A 22,996-nucleotide genomic window follows, 5' to 3' on the forward strand; every position below is an offset into this window, starting at 1 on the left:
ATTAAGAAGTAAAGGTATTATCATGCTATAATGAGAGGTAATTGTTTATGGAGGTGCTAACTTGAATTATCAAGCCTTATATCGTATGTACAGACCCCAAAGTTTCGAGGATGTCGTCGGACAAGAACATGTCACGAAGACATTGCGCAATGCGATTTCGAAAGAAAAACAGTCGCATGCTTATATTTTTAGTGGTCCGAGAGGTACGGGGAAAACGAGTATTGCCAAAGTGTTTGCTAAAGCAATCAACTGTCTAAATAGCACTGATGGAGAACCTTGTAATGAATGTCATATTTGTAAAGGCATTACGCAGGGGACTAATTCAGATGTGATAGAAATTGATGCTGCTAGTAATAATGGCGTTGATGAAATAAGAAATATTAGAGACAAAGTTAAATATGCACCAAGTGAATCGAAATATAAAGTTTATATTATAGATGAGGTGCACATGCTAACAACAGGTGCTTTTAATGCCCTTTTAAAGACGTTAGAAGAACCTCCAGCACACGCTATTTTTATATTGGCAACGACAGAACCACATAAAATCCCTCCAACAATCATTTCTAGGGCACAACGTTTTGATTTTAAAGCAATTAGCCTAGATCAAATTGTTGAACGTTTAAAATTTGTAGCAGATGCACAACAAATTGAATGTGAAGATGAAGCCTTGGCATTTATCGCTAAAGCGTCTGAAGGGGGTATGCGTGATGCATTAAGTATTATGGATCAGGCTATTGCATTTGGTGATGGTACGTTAACATTGCAAGATGCGTTGAATGTCACAGGTAGCGTACATGATGAAGCGTTGGATCACTTGTTTGATGATATTGTACAAGGTGACGTACAAGCATCTTTTAAAAAATACCATCAGTTTATAACAGAAGGTAAAGAAGTGAATCGCCTAATAAATGATATGATTTATTTTGTCAGAGATACGATTATGAATAAAACATCTGAGAAAGATACTGAGTATCGAGCACTGATGAACTTAGAATTAGATATGTTATATCAAATGATTGATCTTATTAATGATACATTAGTGTCGATTCGTTTTAGTGTGAATCAAAACGTTCATTTTGAAGTGTTGTTAGTAAAATTAGCTGAGCAGATTAAGGGTCAACCACAAGTGATTGCGAATGTAGCTGAACCAGCACAAATTGCTTCATCGCCAAACACAGATGTATTGTTGCAACGTATGGAACAGTTAGAGCAAGAACTAAAAACACTAAAAGCACAAGGAGTGAGTGTCGCTCCTGTTCAAAAATCTTCGAAAAAGCCTGCGAGAGGCATACAAAAATCTAAAAATGCATTTTCAATGCAACAAATTGCAAAAGTGCTAGATAAAGCGAATAAGGCAGATATCAAATTGTTGAAAGATCATTGGCAAGAAGTGATTGATCATGCCAAAAATAATGATAAAAAATCACTCGTTAGTTTATTGCAAAATTCGGAACCTGTGGCGGCAAGTGAAGATCACGTACTTGTGAAATTTGAGGAAGAGATCCATTGTGAAATCGTCAATAAAGACGACGAGAAACGTAGTAGTATAGAAAGTGTTGTATGTAATATCGTTAATAAAAACGTTAAAGTTGTTGGTGTACCATCAGATCAATGGCAAAGAGTTCGAACGGAATATTTACAAAATCGTAAAAACGAAGGCGATGATATGCCAAAGCAACAAGCACAACAAACAGATATTGCTCAAAAAGCAAAAGATCTTTTCGGTGAAGAAACTGTACATGTGATAGATGAAGAGTGATACATGACAAGCGATATAATCGTATGTATAATGAAAGAAACATCATTTTATTGATAAATATTTATTGATTTTCAAGGAGGAAATGGAATATGCGCGGTGGCGGAAACATGCAACAAATGATGAAACAAATGCAAAAAATGCAAAAGAAAATGGCTCAAGAACAAGAAAAACTTAAAGAAGAGCGTATTGTAGGAACAGCTGGCGGTGGCATGGTTGCAGTTACTGTAACTGGTCATAAAGAAGTTGTCGACGTTGAAATCAAAGAAGAAGCTGTAGACCCAGACGATATTGAAATGCTACAAGACTTAGTGTTAGCAGCTACTAATGAAGCGATGAATAAAGCTGATGAGCTTACTCAAGAACGTTTAGGTAAACATACTCAAGGCTTAAACATCCCTGGAATGTGATCATAGATGCATTATCCAGAACCTATATCAAAACTTATTGATAGCTTTATGAAATTGCCAGGCATTGGTCCAAAGACAGCCCAACGTCTGGCTTTTCATACCTTAGATATGAAAGAAGACGATGTTGTTCAGTTTGCCAAAGCATTAGTAGATGTTAAGAGAGAATTAACATATTGTAGCGTATGTGGTCACATTACTGAAAATGATCCATGTTATATTTGTGAAGATAAGCAAAGAGATCGTTCAGTTATTTGTGTTGTGGAAGATGACAAAGATGTCATAGCTATGGAAAAAATGAGAGAATACAAAGGTTTATATCACGTTTTACATGGGTCTATTTCGCCTATGGATGGCATTGGACCAGAAGATATTAATATTCCTTCATTGATTGAACGCTTGAAAAACGATGAAGTTAGCGAATTAATCTTAGCTATGAACCCGAACTTAGAGGGGGAATCTACAGCCATGTATATTTCTAGATTAGTTAAGCCTATAGGTATCAAAGTGACGAGATTAGCACAAGGGTTATCGGTAGGTGGCGATTTAGAGTATGCTGACGAAGTAACATTATCTAAAGCAATCGCAGGTAGAACAGAAATGTAATGTCTTCTATTAAACATTTTTGATTTTAATACTATAGTAAGAAAAGTCACAGTGTAATCATTGTGGCTTTTTTTATGGTGTGGTGTGATGTACTACTTTATTTGCGGTGTGGCGGTGGTATGGTTTACCTAGTTTTACTGAGGGATGGGTAATCTTTAGGAAGCAAGCCGTTGGTTGTGATTTGTTACTTCTAATAGTAATGATGTGAATTGGATTATCGAATTAGATCTATGGTTATGGTGTGTTGGTGCTATTAATTTGATAAATGCGGTTAATGACTATGCAAATGAAATTCTTTTGTAATTGAAATGATAGATGCTGGCTTAGTAAGTTGTACTTCTTTGGTCTAAAGCTTATTAAATCAGCCTGTATAGCGGTGTTTTGAGAGATTATTTAAAACTTGTAAATTTATTTTTAATTTCTGGTAAAAAAATAACGTTCTGTTTTGCGTTTTTTTTGATTGATATGGTTAGAGAAAAATCTGTTTCTTGTTCTAAAAAACGTACTATTTATAAGTGGGGATTTTTTAAGTTCGATTTTTAGGATAAGGGCGTTCAGTACAGATGACAAAGGTGTAATTTTTACTGTTGTTAAGCAGTTTGAAAGCCTGTATAGTATTTATTTGTTGAGGCAAACAAAACAACTCAACTTAAGAAATAACTTGAATTACTAACGAAAATTAATTTTAAAAAGTTATTGACTTAAATGTTAATAAAATGTATAATTAATTCTTGTCGGTAAGAAAAATGAACATTGAAAACTGAATGACAATATGTCAACGTTAATTCCAAAAAACGTAACTATAAGTTACAAACATTATTTAGTATTTATGAGCTAATCAAACATCATAATTTTTATGGAGAGTTTGATCCTGGCTCAGGATGAACGCTGGCGGCGTGCCTAATACATGCAAGTCGAGCGAACGGACGAGAAGCTTGCTTCTCTGATGTTAGCGGCGGACGGGTGAGTAACACGTGGATAACCTACCTATAAGACTGGGATAACTTCGGGAAACCGTAGCTAATACCGGATAATATTTTGAACCGCATGGTTCAAAAGTGAAAGACGGTCTTGCTGTCACTTATAGATGGATCCGCGCTGCATTAGCTAGTTGGTAAGGTAACGGCTTACCAAGGCAACGATGCATAGCCGACCTGAGAGGGTGATCGGCCACACTGGAACTGAGACACGGTCCAGACTCCTACGGGAGGCAGCAGTAGGGAATCTTCCGCAATGGGCGAAAGCCTGACGGAGCAACGCCGCGTGAGTGATGAAGGTCTTCGGATCGTAAAACTCTGTTATTAGGGAAGAACATATGTGTAAGTAACTGTGCACATCTTGACGGTACCTAATCAGAAAGCCACGGCTAACTACGTGCCAGCAGCCGCGGTAATACGTAGGTGGCAAGCGTTATCCGGAATTATTGGGCGTAAAGCGCGCGTAGGCGGTTTTTAAGTCTGATGTGAAAGCCCACGGCTCAACCGTGGAGGGTCATTGGAAACTGGAAAACTTGAGTGCAGAAGAGGAAAGTGGAATTCCATGTGTAGCGGTGAAATGCGCAGAGATATGGAGGAACACCAGTGGCGAAGGCGACTTTCTGGTCTGTAACTGACGCTGATGTGCGAAAGCGTGGGGATCAAACAGGATTAGATACCCTGGTAGTCCACGCCGTAAACGATGAGTGCTAAGTGTTAGGGGTTTCCGCCCCTTAGTGCTGCAGCTAACGCATTAAGCACTCCGCCTGGGGAGTACGACCGCAAGGTTGAAACTCAAAGGAATTGACGGGGACCCGCACAAGCGGTGGAGCATGTGGTTTAATTCGAAGCAACGCGAAGAACCTTACCAAATCTTGACATCCTTTGACAACTCTAGAGATAGAGCCTTCCCCTTCGGGGGACAAAGTGACAGGTGGTGCATGGTTGTCGTCAGCTCGTGTCGTGAGATGTTGGGTTAAGTCCCGCAACGAGCGCAACCCTTAAGCTTAGTTGCCATCATTAAGTTGGGCACTCTAAGTTGACTGCCGGTGACAAACCGGAGGAAGGTGGGGATGACGTCAAATCATCATGCCCCTTATGATTTGGGCTACACACGTGCTACAATGGACAATACAAAGGGCAGCGAAACCGCGAGGTCAAGCAAATCCCATAAAGTTGTTCTCAGTTCGGATTGTAGTCTGCAACTCGACTACATGAAGCTGGAATCGCTAGTAATCGTAGATCAGCATGCTACGGTGAATACGTTCCCGGGTCTTGTACACACCGCCCGTCACACCACGAGAGTTTGTAACACCCGAAGCCGGTGGAGTAACCTTTTAGGAGCTAGCCGTCGAAGGTGGGACAAATGATTGGGGTGAAGTCGTAACAAGGTAGCCGTATCGGAAGGTGCGGCTGGATCACCTCCTTTCTAAGGATATATTCGGAACATCTTCTTCAGAAGATGCGGAATAACGTGACATATTGTATTCAGTTTTTGAATGTTTATTTAACATTCAAATATTTTTTTGGTTAAAGTGATATTGCTTATGAAAAATAAAGCAGTATGCGAGCGCTTGACTAAAAAGAAATTGTACATTGAAAACTAGATAAGTAAGTAAAATATAGATTTTACCAAGCAAAACCGAGTGAATAAAGAGTTTTAAATAAGCTTGAATTCATAAGAAATAATCGCTAGTGTTCGAAAGAACACTCACAAGATTAATAACGCGTTTAAATCTTTTTATAAAAGAACGTAACTTCATGTTAACGTTTGACTTATAAAAATGGTGGAAACATAGATTAAGTTATTAAGGGCGCACGGTGGATGCCTTGGCACTAGAAGCCGATGAAGGACGTTACTAACGACGATATGCTTTGGGGAGCTGTAAGTAAGCTTTGATCCAGAGATTTCCGAATGGGGAAACCCAGCATGAGTTATGTCATGTTATCGATATGTGAATACATAGCATATCAGAAGGCACACCCGGAGAACTGAAACATCTTAGTACCCGGAGGAAGAGAAAGAAAATTCGATTCCCTTAGTAGCGGCGAGCGAAATGGGAAGAGCCCAAACCAACAAGCTTGCTTGTTGGGGTTGTAGGACACTCTATACGGAGTTACAAAGGACGACATTAGACGAATCATCTGGAAAGATGAATCAAAGAAGGTAATAATCCTGTAGTCGAAAATGTTGTCTCTCTTGAGTGGATCCTGAGTACGACGGAGCACGTGAAATTCCGTCGGAATCTGGGAGGACCATCTCCTAAGGCTAAATACTCTCTAGTGACCGATAGTGAACCAGTACCGTGAGGGAAAGGTGAAAAGCACCCCGGAAGGGGAGTGAAATAGAACCTGAAACCGTGTGCTTACAAGTAGTCAGAGCCCGTTAATGGGTGATGGCGTGCCTTTTGTAGAATGAACCGGCGAGTTACGATTTGATGCAAGGTTAAGCAGTAAATGTGGAGCCGTAGCGAAAGCGAGTCTGAATAGGGCGTTTAGTATTTGGTCGTAGACCCGAAACCAGGTGATCTACCCTTGGTCAGGTTGAAGTTCAGGTAACACTGAATGGAGGACCGAACCGACTTACGTTGAAAAAGTGAGCGGATGAACTGAGGGTAGCGGAGAAATTCCAATCGAACCTGGAGATAGCTGGTTCTCTCCGAAATAGCTTTAGGGCTAGCCTCAAGTGATGATTATTGGAGGTAGAGCACTGTTTGGACGAGGGGCCCCTCTCGGGTTACCGAATTCAGACAAACTCCGAATGCCAATTAATTTAACTTGGGAGTCAGAACATGGGTGATAAGGTCCGTGTTCGAAAGGGAAACAGCCCAGACCACCAGCTAAGGTCCCAAAATATATGTTAAGTGGAAAAGGATGTGGCGTTGCCCAGACAACTAGGATGTTGGCTTAGAAGCAGCCATCATTTAAAGAGTGCGTAATAGCTCACTAGTCGAGTGACACTGCGCCGAAAATGTACCGGGGCTAAACATATTACCGAAGCTGTGGATTGTCCTTTGGACAATGGTAGGAGAGCGTTCTAAGGGCGTTGAAGCATGATCGTAAGGACATGTGGAGCGCTTAGAAGTGAGAATGCCGGTGTGAGTAGCGAAAGACGGGTGAGAATCCCGTCCACCGATTGACTAAGGTTTCCAGAGGAAGGCTCGTCCGCTCTGGGTTAGTCGGGTCCTAAGCTGAGGCCGACAGGCGTAGGCGATGGATAACAGGTTGATATTCCTGTACCACCTATAATCGTTTTAATCGATGGGGGGACGCAGTAGGATAGGCGAAGCGTGCGATTGGATTGCACGTCTAAGCAGTAAGGCTGAGTATTAGGCAAATCCGGTACTCGTTAAGGCTGAGCTGTGATGGGGAGAAGACATTGTGTCTTCGAGTCGTTGATTTCACACTGCCGAGAAAAGCCTCTAGATAGAAAATAGGTGCCCGTACCGCAAACCGACACAGGTAGTCAAGATGAGAATTCTAAGGTGAGCGAGCGAACTCTCGTTAAGGAACTCGGCAAAATGACCCCGTAACTTCGGGAGAAGGGGTGCTCTTTAGGGTTAACGCCCAGAAGAGCCGCAGTGAATAGGCCCAAGCGACTGTTTATCAAAAACACAGGTCTCTGCTAAACCGTAAGGTGATGTATAGGGGCTGACGCCTGCCCGGTGCTGGAAGGTTAAGAGGAGTGGTTAGCTTCTGCGAAGCTACGAATCGAAGCCCCAGTAAACGGCGGCCGTAACTATAACGGTCCTAAGGTAGCGAAATTCCTTGTCGGGTAAGTTCCGACCCGCACGAAAGGCGTAACGATTTGGGCACTGTCTCAACGAGAGACTCGGTGAAATCATAGTACCTGTGAAGATGCAGGTTACCCGCGACAGGACGGAAAGACCCCGTGGAGCTTTACTGTAGCCTGATATTGAAATTCGGCACAGCTTGTACAGGATAGGTAGGAGCCTTTGAAACGTGAGCGCTAGCTTACGTGGAGGCGCTGGTGGGATACTACCCTAGCTGTGTTGGCTTTCTAACCCGCACCACTTATCGTGGTGGGAGACAGTGTCAGGCGGGCAGTTTGACTGGGGCGGTCGCCTCCTAAAAGGTAACGGAGGCGCTCAAAGGTTCCCTCAGAATGGTTGGAAATCATTCATAGAGTGTAAAGGCATAAGGGAGCTTGACTGCGAGACCTACAAGTCGAGCAGGGTCGAAAGACGGACTTAGTGATCCGGTGGTTCCGCATGGAAGGGCCATCGCTCAACGGATAAAAGCTACCCCGGGGATAACAGGCTTATCTCCCCCAAGAGTTCACATCGACGGGGAGGTTTGGCACCTCGATGTCGGCTCATCGCATCCTGGGGCTGTAGTCGGTCCCAAGGGTTGGGCTGTTCGCCCATTAAAGCGGTACGCGAGCTGGGTTCAGAACGTCGTGAGACAGTTCGGTCCCTATCCGTCGTGGGCGTAGGAAATTTGAGAGGAGCTGTCCTTAGTACGAGAGGACCGGGATGGACATACCTCTGGTGTACCAGTTGTCGTGCCAACGGCATAGCTGGGTAGCTATGTGTGGACGGGATAAGTGCTGAAAGCATCTAAGCATGAAGCCCCCCTCAAGATGAGATTTCCCAACTTCGGTTATAAGATCCCTCAAAGATGATGAGGTTAATAGGTTCGAGGTGGAAGCATGGTGACATGTGGAGCTGACGAATACTAATCGATCGAAGACTTAATCAAAATAAATGTTTTTGCGAAGCAAAAATCACTTTTACTTACTATCTAGTTTTTGAATGTATAAATTACATTCATATGTCTGGTGACTATAGCAAGGAGGTCACACCTGTTCCCATGCCGAACACAGAAGTTAAGCTCCTTAGCGTCGATGGTAGTCGAACTTACGTTCCGCTAGAGTAGAACGTTGCCAGGCAAAAAATGGATGCGATGAGCCGCATTGAGACCGCAAGGTCTCTTTTTTTTATGTCTAAAACGTCAAAATAAAAAGCAAACACAAAGAAAAATGGCTTGGCGAAGTGAAAACGTTTGAATCTGACGAAACGAGAAAAGAGCGCAACGAGTTTAGTAGAGCTAAATGAGTAAGCGAGAGCCGAAGAAGAGGAAAGAAGCAAGCGATTGTCACAAGTCAAGAAAGGTTCTTAGCGTCGATGGTAGCCAACTTACGTTCCGCTAGAGTAGAACGTTGCCAGGCAAAAAATGGATGCGATGAGCCGCATTGAGACCGCAAGGTCTCTTTTTTTTATGTCTAAAACGTCAAAATAAAAAGTAAACACAAAGAAAAATGGCTTGGCGAAGTGAAAACGTTTGAATCTGACGAAACGAGAAAAGAGCGCAACGAGTTTAGTAGAGCTAAATGAGTAAGCGAGAGCCGAAGGAGAGGAAAGAAGCAAGCGATTGTCACAAGTCAAGAAAGGTCTTTAGCGACGATGGTAGCCAACTTACGTTCCGCTAGAGTAGAACGTTGCCAGGCAAAAAATGGATGCGATGAGCCGCATTGAGACCGCAAGGTCTCTTTTTTTTATGCCTAAAACGTCAAAATAAAAAGTAAACACAAAGAAAAATGGCTTGGCGAAGTGAAAACGTTTGAATCTGACGAAACGAGAAAAGAGCGCAACGAGTTTAGTAGAGCTAAATGAGTAAGCGAGAGCCGAAGGAGAGGAAAGAAGCAAGCGATTGTCACAAGTCAAGAAAGGTCTTTAGCGACGATGGTAGCCAACTTACGTTCCGCTAGAGTAGAACGTTGCCAGGCAAGTTGAGACCGTGAGGTCTCTTTTTTTATGTCTAAAACGTCAAAATAAAAAGTAAACACAAAGAAAAATGGCTTGGCGAAGTGAAAACGTTTGAATCTGACGAAACGAGAAAAGAGCGCAACGAGTTTAGTAGAGCTAAATGAGTAAGCGAGAGCCGAAGGAGAGGAAAGAAGCAAGCGATTGTCACAAGTCAAGAAAGGTTCTTAGCGAGGATGGTAGCTAACTTACGTTCCGCTAGAGTAGAACGTTGCTAGACAAGAAATGAATGCGATGAGCCGCATTGAGTGTGAAATTGATATTTTAATAATGTGCACTTTTGATTATTTAAATCTGTGACTAGAAGTATAAGTGAAGACATTCAGAAGTATTATAAAAAGTGAACAGCAGTAAGATAGTTTTTAATCATAAATCATCTTACTGCTGTTTTTAGATTTTATGTCTAATATCTTTTAAATCGAAGTACAAAAAGGAAATTAATTATTATACAATAGACAAGCTATTGCATAAGTAACACTAACTTTTGTCAAAGAAGTGTTACTATATAATTAATACTTTTGAAAGTAACTAATTCCAAAACAGTGTAAATAAAGGAAGCGTATATCATGAAGCAACCTATTTTAAATAAATTAGAAAGTTTAAATCAAGAAGAAGCGATTTCTTTGCATGTTCCGGGTCATAAAAATATGACTATCGGTCATTTATCTCAATTATCAATGACAATGGATAAAACTGAAATACCTGGATTAGATGATTTACATCATCCTGAAGAAGTCATTTTGGAAAGTATGAAGCAGGTGGAGAAACATTCAGATTATGATGCTTATTTCTTAGTGAATGGCACCACTTCAGGAATATTATCTGTCATCCAGTCTTTTTCACAGAAAAAAGGCGATATCTTAATGGCAAGAAATGTACATAAATCTGTGTTACATGCGCTCGATATTAGCCAACAAGAAGGGCATTTTATTGAAACGCATCAAAGTCCGTTAACGAATCATTATAATAAAGTTAATTTAAGCCGTTTGAATAATGACGGTCACAAACTTGCTGTGTTGACTTATCCTAACTATTACGGTGAAACATTTAATGTAGAAGAGGTTATCAAATCTTTGCACCAATTAAATATTCCTGTACTCATTGACGAAGCACACGGCGCGCACTTTGGATTGCAAGGATTTCCAGATTCTACATTAAATTATCAAGCTGACTATGTTGTTCAATCTTTTCATAAAACGTTACCAGCTTTAACGATGGGCTCGGTACTTTATATTCATAAAAATGCACCTTATAGAGAAACTATTATAGAATATCTAAGCTACTTCCAAACATCTAGTCCTTCGTATTTGATTATGGCTAGTTTAGAGTCAGCTGCCGAGTTCTATAAAACATATGATAGTACCGTGTTTTTTGATAAGAGAGCGCAATTAATCGAATGTTTGGAGAAGAAGGGTTTTGAAATGCTTCAAGTTGATGATCCGTTGAAGTTGCTGATAAAATATGAAGGTTTTACAGGTCATGATATTCAAAATTGGTTTATGAATGCACATATCTATTTAGAATTAGCGGACGACTATCAAGCATTAGCGATATTGCCGTTATGGCATCATGATGATACGTATTTATTTGATTCGCTTTTACGTAAAATTGAAGATATGATTTTACCGAAAAAATCAGTTTCTAAAGTTAAACAAACACAACTTTTAACAACTGAAGGTAACTATAAACCAAAACGCTTTGAATATGTTACTTGGTGTGATTTGAAAAAGGCAAAAGGTAAAGTTCTGGCGCGACATATTGTCCCGTATCCGCCAGGGATTCCTATTATTTTCAAAGGAGAAACAATAACTGAAAATATGATAGAATTGGTAAATGAATATCTGGAAACTGGAATGATAGTTGAAGGAATTAAAAATAATAAAATTTTAGTTGAGGATGAATAAAATGTCAGCTTTTATAACTTTTGAGGGCCCAGAAGGCTCTGGAAAAACAACTGTAATTAATGAAGTTTACCATAGATTAGTAAAAGATTATGATGTCATTATGACTAGAGAACCAGGTGGTGTTCCTACTGGTGAAGAAATACGTAAAATTGTATTAGAAGGCAATGATATGGACATTAGAACTGAAGCAATGTTATTTGCTGCATCTAGAAGAGAACATCTTGTATTAAAGGTCATACCAGCTTTAAAAGAAGGTAAGGTTGTGTTGTGTGATCGCTATATCGATAGTTCATTAGCTTATCAAGGTTATGCTAGAGGGATTGGCGTTGAAGAAGTAAGAGCATTAAACGAATTTGCAATAAATGGATTATATCCAGACTTGACGATTTATTTAAATGTTAGTGCTGAAGTAGGTCGCGAACGTATTATTAAAAATTCAAGAGATCAAAATAGATTAGATCAAGAAGATTTAAAGTTTCACGAAAAAGTAATTGAAGGTTACCAAGAAATCATTCATAATGAATCACAACGGTTCAAAAGCGTTAATGCAGATCAACCTCTTGAAAATGTTGTTGAAGACACGTATCAAACTATCATCAAATATTTAGAAAAGATATGATATAATTGTTAGAAGAGGTGTTATAAAATGAAAATGATTATAGCGATCGTACAAGATCAAGATAGTCAGGAACTTGCAGATCAACTTGTTAAAAATAACTTTAGAGCAACAAAATTGGCAACAACAGGTGGGTTTTTAAGAGCGGGTAATACAACATTCTTATGTGGTGTCAATGATGACCGTGTAGATGAAATATTGTCTGTGATTAATCAAACGTGTGGTAATAGAGAACAGTTGGTTTCACCTATTACACCTATGGGAGGCAGTGCGGATTCGTACATTCCATATCCAGTTGAAGTTGAAGTTGGCGGTGCTACTGTATTTGTTATGCCAGTTGATGCATTCCATCAATTTTAATTCTATAATACAATCATCAATTAGAGATACTTAAAATAGTGTATTAATAAGTTATTAACAATTTTGGGTTGCTTGACTGCGACTAGTTCAGATGCCAATAGATTTGATTTTTGTGGTTCTAAAAATAATCACAAATCATGGTCGCTATTGTTGCAGTAATTAGTTGCTCTTTGGCAACCTTTTTATATAAAAGCAAAAGGGAGTTTGTAATGAATGGATGAACAGCAACAATTGACGAATGCATATCATTCAAATAAATTATCGCATGCCTATTTATTTGAAGGTGATGATGCACAAACGATGAAACAAGTTGCGATTAATTTTGCAAAGCTTATTTTATGTCAAACAGATAGTCAATGTGAAACAAAGGTTAGTACATATAATCATCCAGACTTTATGTATATATCAACAACTGAGAATGCAATTAAGAAAGAACAAGTTGAACAACTTGTGCGTCATATGAATCAACTTCCTATAGAAAGCACAAATAAAGTGTACATCATTGAAGACTTTGAAAAGTTAACTGTTCAAGGGGAAAACAGTATCTTGAAATTTCTTGAAGAACCACCGGACAATACGATTGCTATTTTATTGTCTACAAAACCTGAGCAAATTTTAGACACAATCCATTCAAGGTGTCAGCATGTATATTTCAAGCCTATTGATAAAGAAAAGTTTATAAATAGATTAGTTGAACAAAACATGTCTAAGCCAGTAGCTGAAATGATTAGTACTTATACTACGCAAATAGATAATGCAATGGCTTTAAATGAAGAATTTGATTTATTAGCATTAAGGAAATCAGTTATACGTTGGTGTGAATTGTTGCTTACTAATAAGCCAATGGCACTTATAGGTATTATTGATTTATTGAAACAGGCTAAAAATAAAAAACTGCAATCTTTAACTATTGCAGCTGTGAATGGTTTCTTCGAAGATATCATACATACAAAGGTAAATGTAGAGGATAAACAAATATATAGTGATTTAAAAAATGATATTGATCAATATGCGCAAAAGTTGTCGTTTAATCAATTAATTTTGATGTTTGATCAACTGACGGAAGCACATAAGAAATTGAATCAAAATGTAAATCCAACGCTTGTATTTGAACAAATCGTAATTAAGGGTGTGAGTTAGATGCCAAATGTAATAGGTGTTCAGTTTCAAAAAGCGGGAAAATTAGAATATTATACACCTAATGATATACAAGTAGATATAGAAGACTGGGTAGTTGTCGAATCTAAAAGAGGCATAGAGATAGGTATTGTTAAAAATCCATTAATGGATATTGCTGAAGAGGATGTTGTGTTACCTCTTAAAAATATTATTCGCATTGCTGATGACAAAGATATTGATAAATTTAATTGTAATGAACGAGATGCTGAAAATGCATTAATACTATGTAAAGACATTGTAAGAGAACAAGGTTTGGACATGCGTTTAGTCAATTGCGAATATACATTAGATAAATCGAAAGTTATTTTTAATTTTACGGCGGATGATCGTATTGATTTTAGAAAATTAGTAAAAATATTAGCGCAACATTTAAAAACACGTATCGAGTTGAGACAAATTGGTGTAAGGGATGAAGCCAAATTGCTTGGCGGTATCGGACCTTGTGGTAGGTCGTTATGTTGTTCTACATTTTTAGGGGATTTTGAACCAGTATCGATTAAGATGGCTAAGGATCAAAATTTATCATTAAATCCAACTAAAATTTCTGGTGCATGTGGTCGTTTGATGTGTTGTTTAAAATATGAAAATGACTATTATGAGGAAGTACGTGCACAATTACCTGATATTGGTGAAGCAATTGAAACGCCTGATGGTAACGGGAAAGTAGTTGCTTTAAATATATTAGACATTTCTATGCAGGTGAAGCTTGAGGGACATGAACAGCCACTTGAATATAAATTAGAAGAAATAGAAACTATGCATTAAGGAGGCATTATTACATTTGGATCGCAATGAAATATTTGAAAAAATAATGCGTTTAGAAATGAATGTCAATCAACTTTCAAAGGAAACTTCAGAATTAAAGGCACTTGCAGTTGAATTAGTAGAAGAAAATGTAGCGCTTCAACTTGAAAATGATAATTTGAAAAAGGTGTTGGGCAATGATGAACCAACTACTATTGATACTGCGAATTCAAAACCAGCAAAAGCTGTGAAAAAGCCATTACCAAGTAAAGATAATTTGGCTATATTGTATGGAGAAGGATTTCATATTTGTAAAGGCGAATTATTTGGAAAACATCGACATGGTGAAGATTGTCTGTTCTGTTTAGAAGTTTTAAGTGATTAATCAAGCACACTCAAATAGTGTTATAATTATAAATGAATATGGTTTGGATAAGTCTGAGACAATGCATGTTTCAGGCTTTAATTGTGTATAAAGTTTTGGTGATTGCATAAGAGATGGCGGTACTAAATGTTATTATTAAGTGTGCACGCAGTATCATTAGTTATAAAATGTAGCTGTTAAAAGTCAAAAATACATCGAATGTAGTTAGGCATATAATATAAAAAGAGTTTTCAATTACTCAATAGAAAAAGGTTGTCTTCATAGGAGTTAAAAATGTTAAAAGAGAATGAACGATTTGATCAACTAATCAAAGAAGATTTTAGTATTATTCAAAATGATGATGTTTTTTCATTTTCAACGGATGCTTTGTTGTTAGGGCATTTTACAAAACCTAGAACAAAAGATATTGTGTTGGACTTATGTTCAGGCAATGGGGTGATACCCTTGTTATTGTTTGCGAAACATCCACGACATATAGAAGGTGTTGAGATTCAAAAAACACTTGTCGATATGGCGCGACGCACATTTCAATTCAATGATGTTGATGAATATTTAACAATGCATCACATGGATTTGAAAAACGTTACTAAAGTATTTAAACCTTCACAATATACTTTAGTAACGTGTAATCCGCCTTATTTTAAAGAGAATCAGCAACACCAACATCAAAAAGAAGCACATAAGATAGCGAGACATGAGATTATGTGTACACTTGAAGATTGCATGATTGCAGCCCGTCATTTATTAAAAGAAGGTGGCAGGCTAAACATGGTACATCGTGCAGAGAGACTAATGGATGTCTTGTTTGAAATGAGAAAAGTGAATATTGAACCTAAGAAAGTCGTTTTTATATATAGTAAAGTAGGGAAATCAGCACAAACGATAGTAGTAGAAGGTCGAAAAGGTGGAAATCAAGGTTTAGAAATCATGCCCCCATTTTATATTTATAATGAAGATGGTAATTATAGCGAAGAAATGAAGGAAGTATATTATGGATAGTCATTTTGTATATATTGTAAAATGTAGTGATGGAAGTTTATATACAGGATACGCTAAAGACGTTAATGCACGTGTTGAAAAACATAACCGAGGTCAAGGAGCCAAATATACGAAAGTAAGACGTCCGGTGCATTTAGTTTATCAAGAAATGTATGAGACAAAGTCTGAAGCATTGAAGCGTGAATATGAAATTAAAACTTATACCAGACAAAAGAAATTGCGATTAATTAAGGAGCGATAGTATGGCTGTATTATATTTAGTGGGCACACCAATTGGTAATTTAGCAGATATTACTTATAGAGCAGTTGATGTATTGAAACGTGTTGATATGATTGCTTGTGAAGACACTAGAGTAACTAGTAAACTGTGTAATCATTATGATATTCCAACTCCATTAAAGTCATATCACGAACATAACAAGGATAAGCAGACTGCTTTTATCATTGAACAGTTAGAATTAGGTCTTGACGTTGCGCTCGTATCTGATGCTGGATTGCCCTTAATTAGTGATCCTGGATACGAATTAGTAGTGGCAGCCAGAGAAGCTAATATTAAAGTAGAGACTGTGCCTGGACCTAATGCTGGGCTGACGGCTTTGATGGCTAGTGGATTACCTTCATATGTATATACATTTTTAGGATTTTTGCCACGAAAAGAGAAAGAAAAAAGTGCTGTATTAGAGCAACGTATGCATGAAAATAGCACATTAATTATATACGAATCACCGCATCGTGTGACAGATACATTAAAAACAATTGCAAAGATAGATGCAACACGACAAGTATCACTAGGGCGTGAATTAACTAAGAAGTTCGAACAAATTGTAACTGATGATGTAACACAATTACAAGCATTGATTCAGCAAGGCGATGTACCATTGAAAGGCGAATTCGTTATCTTAATTGAAGGTGCTAAAGCGAACAATGAGATATCGTGGTTTGATGATTTATCTATCAATGAGCATGTTGATCATTATATTCAAACTTCACAGATGAAACCAAAACAAGCTATTAAAAAAGTTGCTGAAGAACGACAACTTAAAACGAATGAAGTATATAATATTTATCATCAAATAAGTTAATCACTTTATCGATTATATGAAATTTTAAACGATTTTATAAACGCAAGCTGTAATTTTAAATGGTAAGTTATCATTTTGCATTGATACTGATAAAATGATGTTGACTATGATAAAAAAATGATGACATCGACGTTTTTTAATGTAAAATAAATACATTGAAAGTAATAAATACCTTAACATTGAATAAGATGAAAATGAGATGACGAGATAAATGTTCGCGTCCGTTGAAATGCATAGAAATCTTAGATATTATTTGAAGTGAGACATTACGAGGAGGAACAGTTATGGCTAAAGAAACATTTTATATAACAACCCCAATATACTATCCTAGTGGGAATTTACATATAGGACATGCATATTCTACAGTGGCTGGAGATGTTATTGCAAGATATAAGAGAATGCAAGGATATGATGTTCGCTATTTGACTGGAACGGATGAACACGGTCAAAAAATTCAAGAAAAAGCTCAAAAAGCTGGTAAGACAGAAATTGAATATTTGGATGAGATGATTGCTGGAATTAAACAATTGTGGGCTAAGCTTGAAATTTCAAATGATGATTTTATCAGAACAACTGAAGAACGTCATAAACATGTCGTTGAGCAAGTGTTTGAACGTTTATTAAAGCAAGGTGATATCTATTTAGGTGAATATGAAGGTTGGTATTCTGTTCCGGATGAAACATACTATACAGAGTCACAATTAGTAGACCCACAATACGAAAACGGTAAAATTATTGGTGGCAAAAGTCCAGATTCTGGACACGAAGTTGAACTAGTTAAAGAAGAAAGTTATTTCTTTAATATTAGTAAATATACAGACCGTTTATTAGAGTTCTATGACCAAAATCCAGATTTTATACAACCACCATCAAGAAAAAATGAAATGATTAACAACTTCATTAAACCAGGACTTGCTGATTTAGCTGTTTCTCGTACATCATTTAACTGGGGTGTCCATGTTCCGTCTAATCCAAAACATGTTGTTTATGTTTGGATTGATGCGTTAGTTAACTATATTTCAGCATTAGGCTATTTATCAGATGATGAGTCACTATTTAACAAATACTGGCCAGCAGATATTCATTTAATGGCTAAGGAAATTGTGCGATTCCACTCAATTATTTGGCCTATTTTATTGATGGCATTAGACTTACCGTTACCTAAAAAAGTCTTTGCACATGGTTGGATTTTGATGAAAGATGGAAAAATGAGTAAATCTAAAGGTAATGTCGTAGACCCTAATATTTTAATTGATCGCTATGGTTTAGATGCTACACGTTATTATCTAATGCGTGAATTACCATTTGGTTCAGATGGCGTATTTACACCTGAAGCATTTGTTGAGCGTACAAATTTCGATCTAGCAAATGACTTAGGTAACTTAGTAAACCGTACGATTTCTATGGTTAATAAGTACTTTGATGGCGAATTACCAGCGTATCAAGGTCCACTTCATGAATTAGATGAAGAAATGGAAGCTATGGCTTTAGAAACAGTGAAAAGCTACACTGAAAGCATGGAAAGTTTGCAATTTTCTGTGGCATTATCTACGGTATGGAAGTTTATTAGTAGAACGAATAAGTATATTGACGAAACAACGCCTTGGGTATTAGCTAAGGACGATAGCCAAAAAGATATGTTAGGCAATGTAATGGCTCACTTAGTTGAAAATATTCGTTATGCAGCTGTATTATTACGTCCATTCTTAACACATGCGCCGAAAGAGATTTTTGAACAATTGAACATTAACAATCCTCAATTTATGGAATTTAGTAGTTTAGAGCAATATGGTGTGCTTAATGAGTCAATTATGGTTACTGGGCAACCTAAACCTATTTTCCCAAGATTGGATAGCGAAGCGGAAATTGCATATATCAAAGAATCAATGCAACCGCCTGCTACTAAAGAGGAAAAAGAAGAGATTCCTAGCAAACCTCAAATTGATATTAAAGACTTTGATAAAGTTGAAATTAAGGCAGCAACGATTATTGATGCTGAACATGTTAAGAAGTCAGATAAGCTTTTAAAAATTCAAGTAGACTTAGATTCTGAACAAAGACAAATTGTATCAGGAATTGCCAAATTCTATACACCAGATGATATTATTGGTAAAAAAGTAGCAGTTGTTACTAACCTGAAACCAGCTAAATTAATGGGACAAAAATCTGAAGGTATGATATTATCTGCTGAAAAAGATGGTGTATTAACCTTAGTAAGTTTACCAAGTGCAATTCCAAATGGTGCAGTGATTAAATAACTGTATTTTTAAAAATTAGGAGAGATAATTATGTTAATCGATACACATGTCCATTTAAATGATGAGCAATACGATGATGATTTGAGTGAAGTGATTACACGTGCTAGAGAAGCAGGTGTTGATCGTATGTTTGTAGTTGGTTTTAACAAATCGACAATTGAACGCGCGATGAAATTAATCGATGAGTATGATTTTTTATATGGCATTATCGGTTGGCATCCAGTTGACGCAATTGATTTTACAGAAGAACACTTGGAATGGATTGAATCTTTAGCTCAGCATCCAAAAGTGATTGGTATTGGTGAAATGGGATTAGATTATCACTGGGATAAATCTCCTGCAGATGTTCAAAAGGAAGTTTTTAGAAAGCAAATTGCTTTAGCTAAGCGTTTGAAGTTACCAATTATCATTCATAACCGTGAAGCAACTCAAGACTGTATCGATATCTTATTGGAGGAGCATGCTGAAGAGGTAGGCGGGATTATGCATAGCTTTAGTGGTTCTCCAGAAATTGCAGATATTGTAACTAATAAGCTGAATTTTTATATTTCATTAGGTGGACCTGTGACATTTAAAAATGCTAAACAGCCTAAAGAAGTTGCTAAGCATGTGTCAATGGAGCGTTTGCTAGTTGAAACCGATGCACCGTATCTTTCGCCACATCCGTATAGAGGGAAGCGAAATGAACCGGCGAGAGTAACTTTAGTAGCTGAACAAATTGCTGAATTAAAAGGCTTATCTTATGAAGAAGTGTGCGAACAAACAACTAAAAATGCAGAGAAATTGTTTAATTTAAATTCATAAAGTTAAAAGTGAGAAAGATCACCGCCATAAATGTAAACGATGCTATATTCGTTTAATATGCTATGGTTCTTTCTCACTTTTTTAAATTAAAATATCGTGCATGTGGAATACGTGCGATAGAGATGGTTAGAGCTTTGAAATTAAGAATTGTAGGAAGGCGTTTTAAATGAAAATCAATGAGTTTATAGTTGTAGAAGGACGAGATGATACTGAGCGTGTTAAACGAGCTGTTGAATGTGATACGATTGAAACGAATGGTAGTGCCATCAACGAACAAACTTTAGAAGTAATTAGAAATGCTCAACAAAGTCGAGGCGTTATTGTATTAACAGATCCAGATTTCCCAGGAGATAAAATTAGAAGTACAATTACTGAACATGTCAAAGGTGTTAAACATGCGTATATTGATAGAGAAAAAGCTAAAAATAAAAAAGGGAAAATTGGTGTTGAACATGCCGACTTAATTGATATTAAAGAAGCGTTAATGCATGTTAGTTCACCCTTTGATGAAGCTTATGAATCAATTGATAAATCTGTGCTAATAGAGTTGGGGTTAATTGTTGGGAAAGATGCAAGGCGCCGTAGAGAAATTTTAAGTAGAAAATTGCGAATCGGCCATTCCAATGGTAAGCAGTTATTGAAAAAGTTAAATGCATTTGGTTATACCGAAGCGGATGTAAGGCAAGCTTTAGAAGATGAATGAGGAAGTGAAAATGTTGGATAATAAAGATATTGCAACACCATCAAGAACGCGAGCGTTGTTAGATAAATATGGCTTTAATTTTAAAAAAAGTTTAGGACAGAACTTTTTGATAGATGTGAATATCATTAATAATATCATTGATGCAAGTGATATTGATGCACAAACTGGGGTGATTGAAATTGGTCCAGGCATGGGGTCATTGACAGAACAATTGGCCAGACATGCTAAAAGAGTATTGGCATTTGAAATTGATCAACGTTTAATACCTGTATTAAATGATACACTATCACCTTATGATAATGTGACGGTGATTAATGAAGATATTTTAAAAGCGAATATTAAAGAAGCTGTTGAAAATCATTTACAAGATTGTGAAAAAATAATGGTTGTTGCAAACCTGCCGTACTATATTACGACGCCAATTTTATTAAATTTGATGCAACAAGATATACCAATTGATGGCTACGTGGTGATGATGCAAAAAGAAGTGGGCGAACGCTTAAATGCTGAAGTAGGTTCAAAAGCATATGGTTCGTTATCAATTGTCGTACAATACTATACAGAGACTAGTAAAGTATTAACGGTACCTAAATCTGTATTTATGCCACCACCTAATGTTGATTCAATAGTTGTAAAACTGATGCAGAGAACTGAACCGTTAGTAACAGTAGATAACGAGGAAGCATTCTTTAAGTTAGCAAAAGCAGCATTTGCACAAAGAAGAAAGACAATTAACAATAACTATCAAAATTATTTTAAAGATGGTAAACAACACAAAGAAGTGATTTTACAATGGTTGGAACAAGCAGGTATTGATCCAAGACGTCGCGGTGAAACGCTATCTATTCAAGATTTTGCTAAATTGTATGAAGAAAAGAAAAAATTCCCTCAATTAGAAAATTAAATGATTGACAAAGCAAAGCACTATTGTTAAAATTTAAATTTTGTTTGACGAAAACGTTGCAAATATGGTATTATGTAACTTGTAGCGAGGTGGAGCAATATGCCAAAATCAATTTTGGACATCAAAAATTCTATTGATTGTCATGTAGGAAATCGTATTGTACTGAAAGCCAATGGAGGCCGTAAGAAAACAATAAAACGTTCTGGAATTTTAAAAGAAACATATCCGTCAGTTTTCATTGTTGAGTTAGATCAAGACAAACACAACTTTGAGAGAGTATCTTATACATACACTGATGTGTTAACTGAAAATGTTCAAGTTTCATTTGAAGAGGATAATCATCACGAATCAATTGCACACTAAATAAGACATATAGAGATGTTAGACGTTTCTTAGTATAAGAAGTAAATATTATGATAATTATTTGAGTGTTGGGCATTATGTTCAATACTCTTTTTATTTACAAAATGTTTAACACTGATGTTTCGCTTATAGATTTTTCAGTAAATGGATAATTGTATTTATAAACACAAATACAAGTAAATACTAAGTAATTAGATGGAGAAAATTACTTTTTTATTAAAAAAACACTAAAAAACAAATTAAAATGTCAAATATTAATTCTCTTTATGTTAAAATCATCATATTAAGATAACGAAAAGAGGGCGGAAAATGATATATGAAACGGCACCAGCCAAAATTAATTTTACGCTCGATACACTTTTTAAAAGAAATGATGGCTATCATGAGATTGAAATGATAATGACAACAGTTGATTTAAATGATCGTTTAACTTTTCATAAAAGAAAAGATCGAAAGATAGTTGTTGAGATTGAACATAATTATGTGCCTTCTAATCATAAAAATCTCGCATATCGTGCAGCGCAACTATTTATTGAGCAATATCAACTAAAGCAAGGTGTAACAATTTCTATCGATAAAGAAATACCTGTTTCTGCTGGCTTAGCTGGAGGTTCGGCTGATGCAGCAGCAACGTTAAGAGGATTGAATCGACTTTTTGATATAGGGGCGAGTTTGGAAGAATTGGCTCTACTAGGCAGTAAAATCGGGACAGATATTCCGTTTTGTATTTATAATAAAACTGCACTATGTACTGGAAGAGGAGAGAAAATCGAGTTTTTAAATAAACCACCTTCAGCTTGGGTGATTCTTGCTAAACCAAACTTAGGCATATCATCACCAGATATATTTAAGTTGATTAATTTAGATAAGCGTTACGACGTACATACGAAAATGTGTTATGAGGCCTTAGAAAATCGAGATTATCAACAATTATGTCAAAGTTTGTCTAATCGATTAGAGCCAATTTCTGTTTCAAAACACCCACAAATCGATAAATTAAAAAATAATATGTTGAAAAGTGGTGCAGATGGTGCGTTAATGAGTGGAAGCGGACCTACTGTGTATGGGCTAGCACGAAAAGAAAGCCAAGCAAAAAATATTTATAATGCAGTTAACGGTTGTTGTAATGAAGTGTACTTAGTTAGACTATTAGGATAGAAGGGTTG

The 22,996-nt window shown here is 37.0% G+C and carries 19 protein-coding genes and 3 rRNA genes; all 22 read left to right on the forward strand.

Annotation, left to right across the window (positions count from 1 at the left end; genetic code table 11):
* Positions 1 to 61 precede the first annotated feature (61 nt).
* The 22 genes from dnaX to ispE all read left to right on the forward strand — a co-directional run bounded on the left by dnaX (position 62) and on the right by ispE (position 22,988).
* Positions 62 to 1,759, forward strand: coding sequence for a DNA polymerase III subunit gamma/tau (dnaX, locus tag JG553_RS12985; RefSeq protein ID WP_001109047.1), 1,698 nt, complete (start codon positions 62 to 64; stop codon positions 1,757 to 1,759).
* A gap of 89 nt (positions 1,760 to 1,848) precedes the next feature.
* The gene (locus JG553_RS12990) at positions 1,849 to 2,166 is read left to right on the forward strand and encodes a YbaB/EbfC family nucleoid-associated protein (RefSeq protein WP_001213992.1); all 318 of its coding nucleotides are present in this window, start codon (positions 1,849 to 1,851) and stop codon (positions 2,164 to 2,166) included.
* 6 nt (positions 2,167 to 2,172) lie between these two features.
* Positions 2,173 to 2,769 (forward strand): recombination mediator RecR, encoded by a 597-nt coding sequence (gene recR / locus JG553_RS12995; protein ID WP_000559156.1) that lies wholly within the window; start codon positions 2,173 to 2,175, stop codon positions 2,767 to 2,769.
* 204 nt (positions 2,770 to 2,973) lie between these two features.
* Entirely contained in the window at positions 2,974 to 3,072 is a 99-nt protein-coding gene (locus JG553_RS13000; RefSeq protein ID WP_001791812.1) for a hypothetical protein, read from the forward strand.
* Between the two features lie 550 nt (positions 3,073 to 3,622).
* Positions 3,623 to 5,172: ribosomal RNA gene (locus JG553_RS13005) — 16S ribosomal RNA — on the forward strand.
* Positions 5,173 to 5,541: 369 nt separating this feature from the next.
* A 23S ribosomal RNA gene (locus JG553_RS13010) occupies positions 5,542 to 8,465 on the forward strand.
* Between the two features lie 75 nt (positions 8,466 to 8,540).
* Positions 8,541 to 8,655: ribosomal RNA gene (rrf, locus tag JG553_RS13015) — 5S ribosomal RNA — on the forward strand.
* Together the 16S, 23S and 5S rRNA genes form the textbook arrangement of a ribosomal RNA operon.
* A 1,440-nt stretch (positions 8,656 to 10,095) precedes the next feature.
* Positions 10,096 to 11,433 carry an aminotransferase class V-fold PLP-dependent enzyme gene (locus JG553_RS13020; protein ID WP_000812832.1) on the forward strand — a complete coding sequence of 446 codons (1,338 nt, stop codon included), beginning with the start codon at positions 10,096 to 10,098 and terminating at the stop codon, positions 11,431 to 11,433.
* A gap of 1 nt (position 11,434) precedes the next feature.
* Complete coding sequence (gene tmk / locus JG553_RS13025; protein WP_001272126.1) at positions 11,435 to 12,052, forward strand: dTMP kinase; 618 nt, start codon at positions 11,435 to 11,437, stop codon at positions 12,050 to 12,052.
* Positions 12,053 to 12,079: 27 nt separating this feature from the next.
* Positions 12,080 to 12,409: a cyclic-di-AMP receptor gene (locus JG553_RS13030; protein ID WP_000781979.1), complete on the forward strand. Its 330-nt coding sequence runs from the start codon at positions 12,080 to 12,082 to the stop codon at positions 12,407 to 12,409.
* 213 nt (positions 12,410 to 12,622) lie between these two features.
* Positions 12,623 to 13,549, forward strand: coding sequence for a DNA polymerase III subunit delta' C-terminal domain-containing protein (locus JG553_RS13035; protein ID WP_000344337.1), 927 nt, complete (start codon positions 12,623 to 12,625; stop codon positions 13,547 to 13,549).
* Positions 13,550 to 14,353 carry a PSP1 domain-containing protein gene (locus JG553_RS13040; RefSeq protein ID WP_001134194.1) on the forward strand — a complete coding sequence of 268 codons (804 nt, stop codon included), beginning with the start codon at positions 13,550 to 13,552 and terminating at the stop codon, positions 14,351 to 14,353.
* Between the two features lie 16 nt (positions 14,354 to 14,369).
* Positions 14,370 to 14,717, forward strand: a complete 348-nt coding sequence (gene yabA / locus JG553_RS13045) for a DNA replication initiation control protein YabA (protein ID WP_000375686.1) — start codon at positions 14,370 to 14,372, stop codon at positions 14,715 to 14,717.
* A gap of 273 nt (positions 14,718 to 14,990) precedes the next feature.
* Complete coding sequence (locus JG553_RS13050; protein WP_000910689.1) at positions 14,991 to 15,716, forward strand: tRNA1(Val) (adenine(37)-N6)-methyltransferase; 726 nt, start codon at positions 14,991 to 14,993, stop codon at positions 15,714 to 15,716.
* Positions 15,709 to 15,957, forward strand: a complete 249-nt coding sequence (locus JG553_RS13055) for a GIY-YIG nuclease family protein (protein ID WP_000377064.1) — start codon at positions 15,709 to 15,711, stop codon at positions 15,955 to 15,957. Before JG553_RS13050 ends, JG553_RS13055 begins: the two co-directional genes overlap by 8 nt.
* A 1-nt stretch (position 15,958) precedes the next feature.
* Positions 15,959 to 16,798: a 16S rRNA (cytidine(1402)-2'-O)-methyltransferase gene (rsmI, locus tag JG553_RS13060; RefSeq protein WP_000279926.1), complete on the forward strand. Its 840-nt coding sequence runs from the start codon at positions 15,959 to 15,961 to the stop codon at positions 16,796 to 16,798.
* 284 nt (positions 16,799 to 17,082) lie between these two features.
* Positions 17,083 to 19,056 (forward strand): methionine--tRNA ligase, encoded by a 1,974-nt coding sequence (metG, locus tag JG553_RS13065; protein WP_001051127.1) that lies wholly within the window; start codon positions 17,083 to 17,085, stop codon positions 19,054 to 19,056.
* 30 nt (positions 19,057 to 19,086) lie between these two features.
* Positions 19,087 to 19,860, forward strand: coding sequence for a TatD family hydrolase (locus JG553_RS13070; protein WP_000904312.1), 774 nt, complete (start codon positions 19,087 to 19,089; stop codon positions 19,858 to 19,860).
* 166 nt (positions 19,861 to 20,026) lie between these two features.
* Positions 20,027 to 20,563 carry a ribonuclease M5 gene (gene rnmV / locus JG553_RS13075; RefSeq protein WP_000700080.1) on the forward strand — a complete coding sequence of 179 codons (537 nt, stop codon included), beginning with the start codon at positions 20,027 to 20,029 and terminating at the stop codon, positions 20,561 to 20,563.
* Positions 20,564 to 20,573: 10 nt separating this feature from the next.
* Positions 20,574 to 21,467 carry a 16S rRNA (adenine(1518)-N(6)/adenine(1519)-N(6))-dimethyltransferase RsmA gene (rsmA, locus tag JG553_RS13080; RefSeq protein ID WP_000886500.1) on the forward strand — a complete coding sequence of 298 codons (894 nt, stop codon included), beginning with the start codon at positions 20,574 to 20,576 and terminating at the stop codon, positions 21,465 to 21,467.
* A 99-nt stretch (positions 21,468 to 21,566) separates the two neighbouring features.
* The gene (gene veg, locus JG553_RS13085) at positions 21,567 to 21,830 is read left to right on the forward strand and encodes a biofilm formation stimulator Veg (protein ID WP_001126664.1); all 264 of its coding nucleotides are present in this window, start codon (positions 21,567 to 21,569) and stop codon (positions 21,828 to 21,830) included.
* Positions 21,831 to 22,139: 309 nt separating this feature from the next.
* Complete coding sequence (gene ispE / locus JG553_RS13090) at positions 22,140 to 22,988, forward strand: 4-(cytidine 5'-diphospho)-2-C-methyl-D-erythritol kinase (protein WP_000638870.1); 849 nt, start codon at positions 22,140 to 22,142, stop codon at positions 22,986 to 22,988.
* Positions 22,989 to 22,996: the final 8 nt, after the last annotated feature.

The organism is Staphylococcus sp. T93, assembly GCF_016743875.1.
Classification (GTDB): domain Bacteria; phylum Bacillota; class Bacilli; order Staphylococcales; family Staphylococcaceae; genus Staphylococcus; species Staphylococcus aureus.

What these genes read in the sequence shown, in the direction of transcription:
- veg (WP_001126664.1), top strand. Translation starts at nt 21,567, where the DNA reads ATGCCAAAATCAATTTTGGACATCAAAAATTCTATTGATTGTCATGTA.
- JG553_RS13035 (WP_000344337.1), top strand. Translation starts at nt 12,623, where the DNA reads ATGGATGAACAGCAACAATTGACGAATGCATATCATTCAAATAAATTA.
- JG553_RS13020 (WP_000812832.1), top strand. Translation starts at nt 10,096, where the DNA reads ATGAAGCAACCTATTTTAAATAAATTAGAAAGTTTAAATCAAGAAGAA.
- tmk (WP_001272126.1), top strand. Translation starts at nt 11,435, where the DNA reads ATGTCAGCTTTTATAACTTTTGAGGGCCCAGAAGGCTCTGGAAAAACA.
- recR (WP_000559156.1), top strand. Translation starts at nt 2,173, where the DNA reads ATGCATTATCCAGAACCTATATCAAAACTTATTGATAGCTTTATGAAA.
- metG (WP_001051127.1), top strand. Translation starts at nt 17,083, where the DNA reads ATGGCTAAAGAAACATTTTATATAACAACCCCAATATACTATCCTAGT.
- ispE (WP_000638870.1), top strand. Translation starts at nt 22,140, where the DNA reads ATGATATATGAAACGGCACCAGCCAAAATTAATTTTACGCTCGATACA.
- rsmI (WP_000279926.1), top strand. Translation starts at nt 15,959, where the DNA reads ATGGCTGTATTATATTTAGTGGGCACACCAATTGGTAATTTAGCAGAT.
- JG553_RS13055 (WP_000377064.1), top strand. Translation starts at nt 15,709, where the DNA reads ATGGATAGTCATTTTGTATATATTGTAAAATGTAGTGATGGAAGTTTA.
- JG553_RS12990 (WP_001213992.1), top strand. Translation starts at nt 1,849, where the DNA reads ATGCGCGGTGGCGGAAACATGCAACAAATGATGAAACAAATGCAAAAA.
- JG553_RS13050 (WP_000910689.1), top strand. Translation starts at nt 14,991, where the DNA reads ATGTTAAAAGAGAATGAACGATTTGATCAACTAATCAAAGAAGATTTT.
- JG553_RS13070 (WP_000904312.1), top strand. Translation starts at nt 19,087, where the DNA reads ATGTTAATCGATACACATGTCCATTTAAATGATGAGCAATACGATGAT.
- rsmA (WP_000886500.1), top strand. Translation starts at nt 20,574, where the DNA reads ATGTTGGATAATAAAGATATTGCAACACCATCAAGAACGCGAGCGTTG.
- JG553_RS13040 (WP_001134194.1), top strand. Translation starts at nt 13,550, where the DNA reads ATGCCAAATGTAATAGGTGTTCAGTTTCAAAAAGCGGGAAAATTAGAA.
- JG553_RS13030 (WP_000781979.1), top strand. Translation starts at nt 12,080, where the DNA reads ATGAAAATGATTATAGCGATCGTACAAGATCAAGATAGTCAGGAACTT.
- rnmV (WP_000700080.1), top strand. Translation starts at nt 20,027, where the DNA reads ATGAAAATCAATGAGTTTATAGTTGTAGAAGGACGAGATGATACTGAG.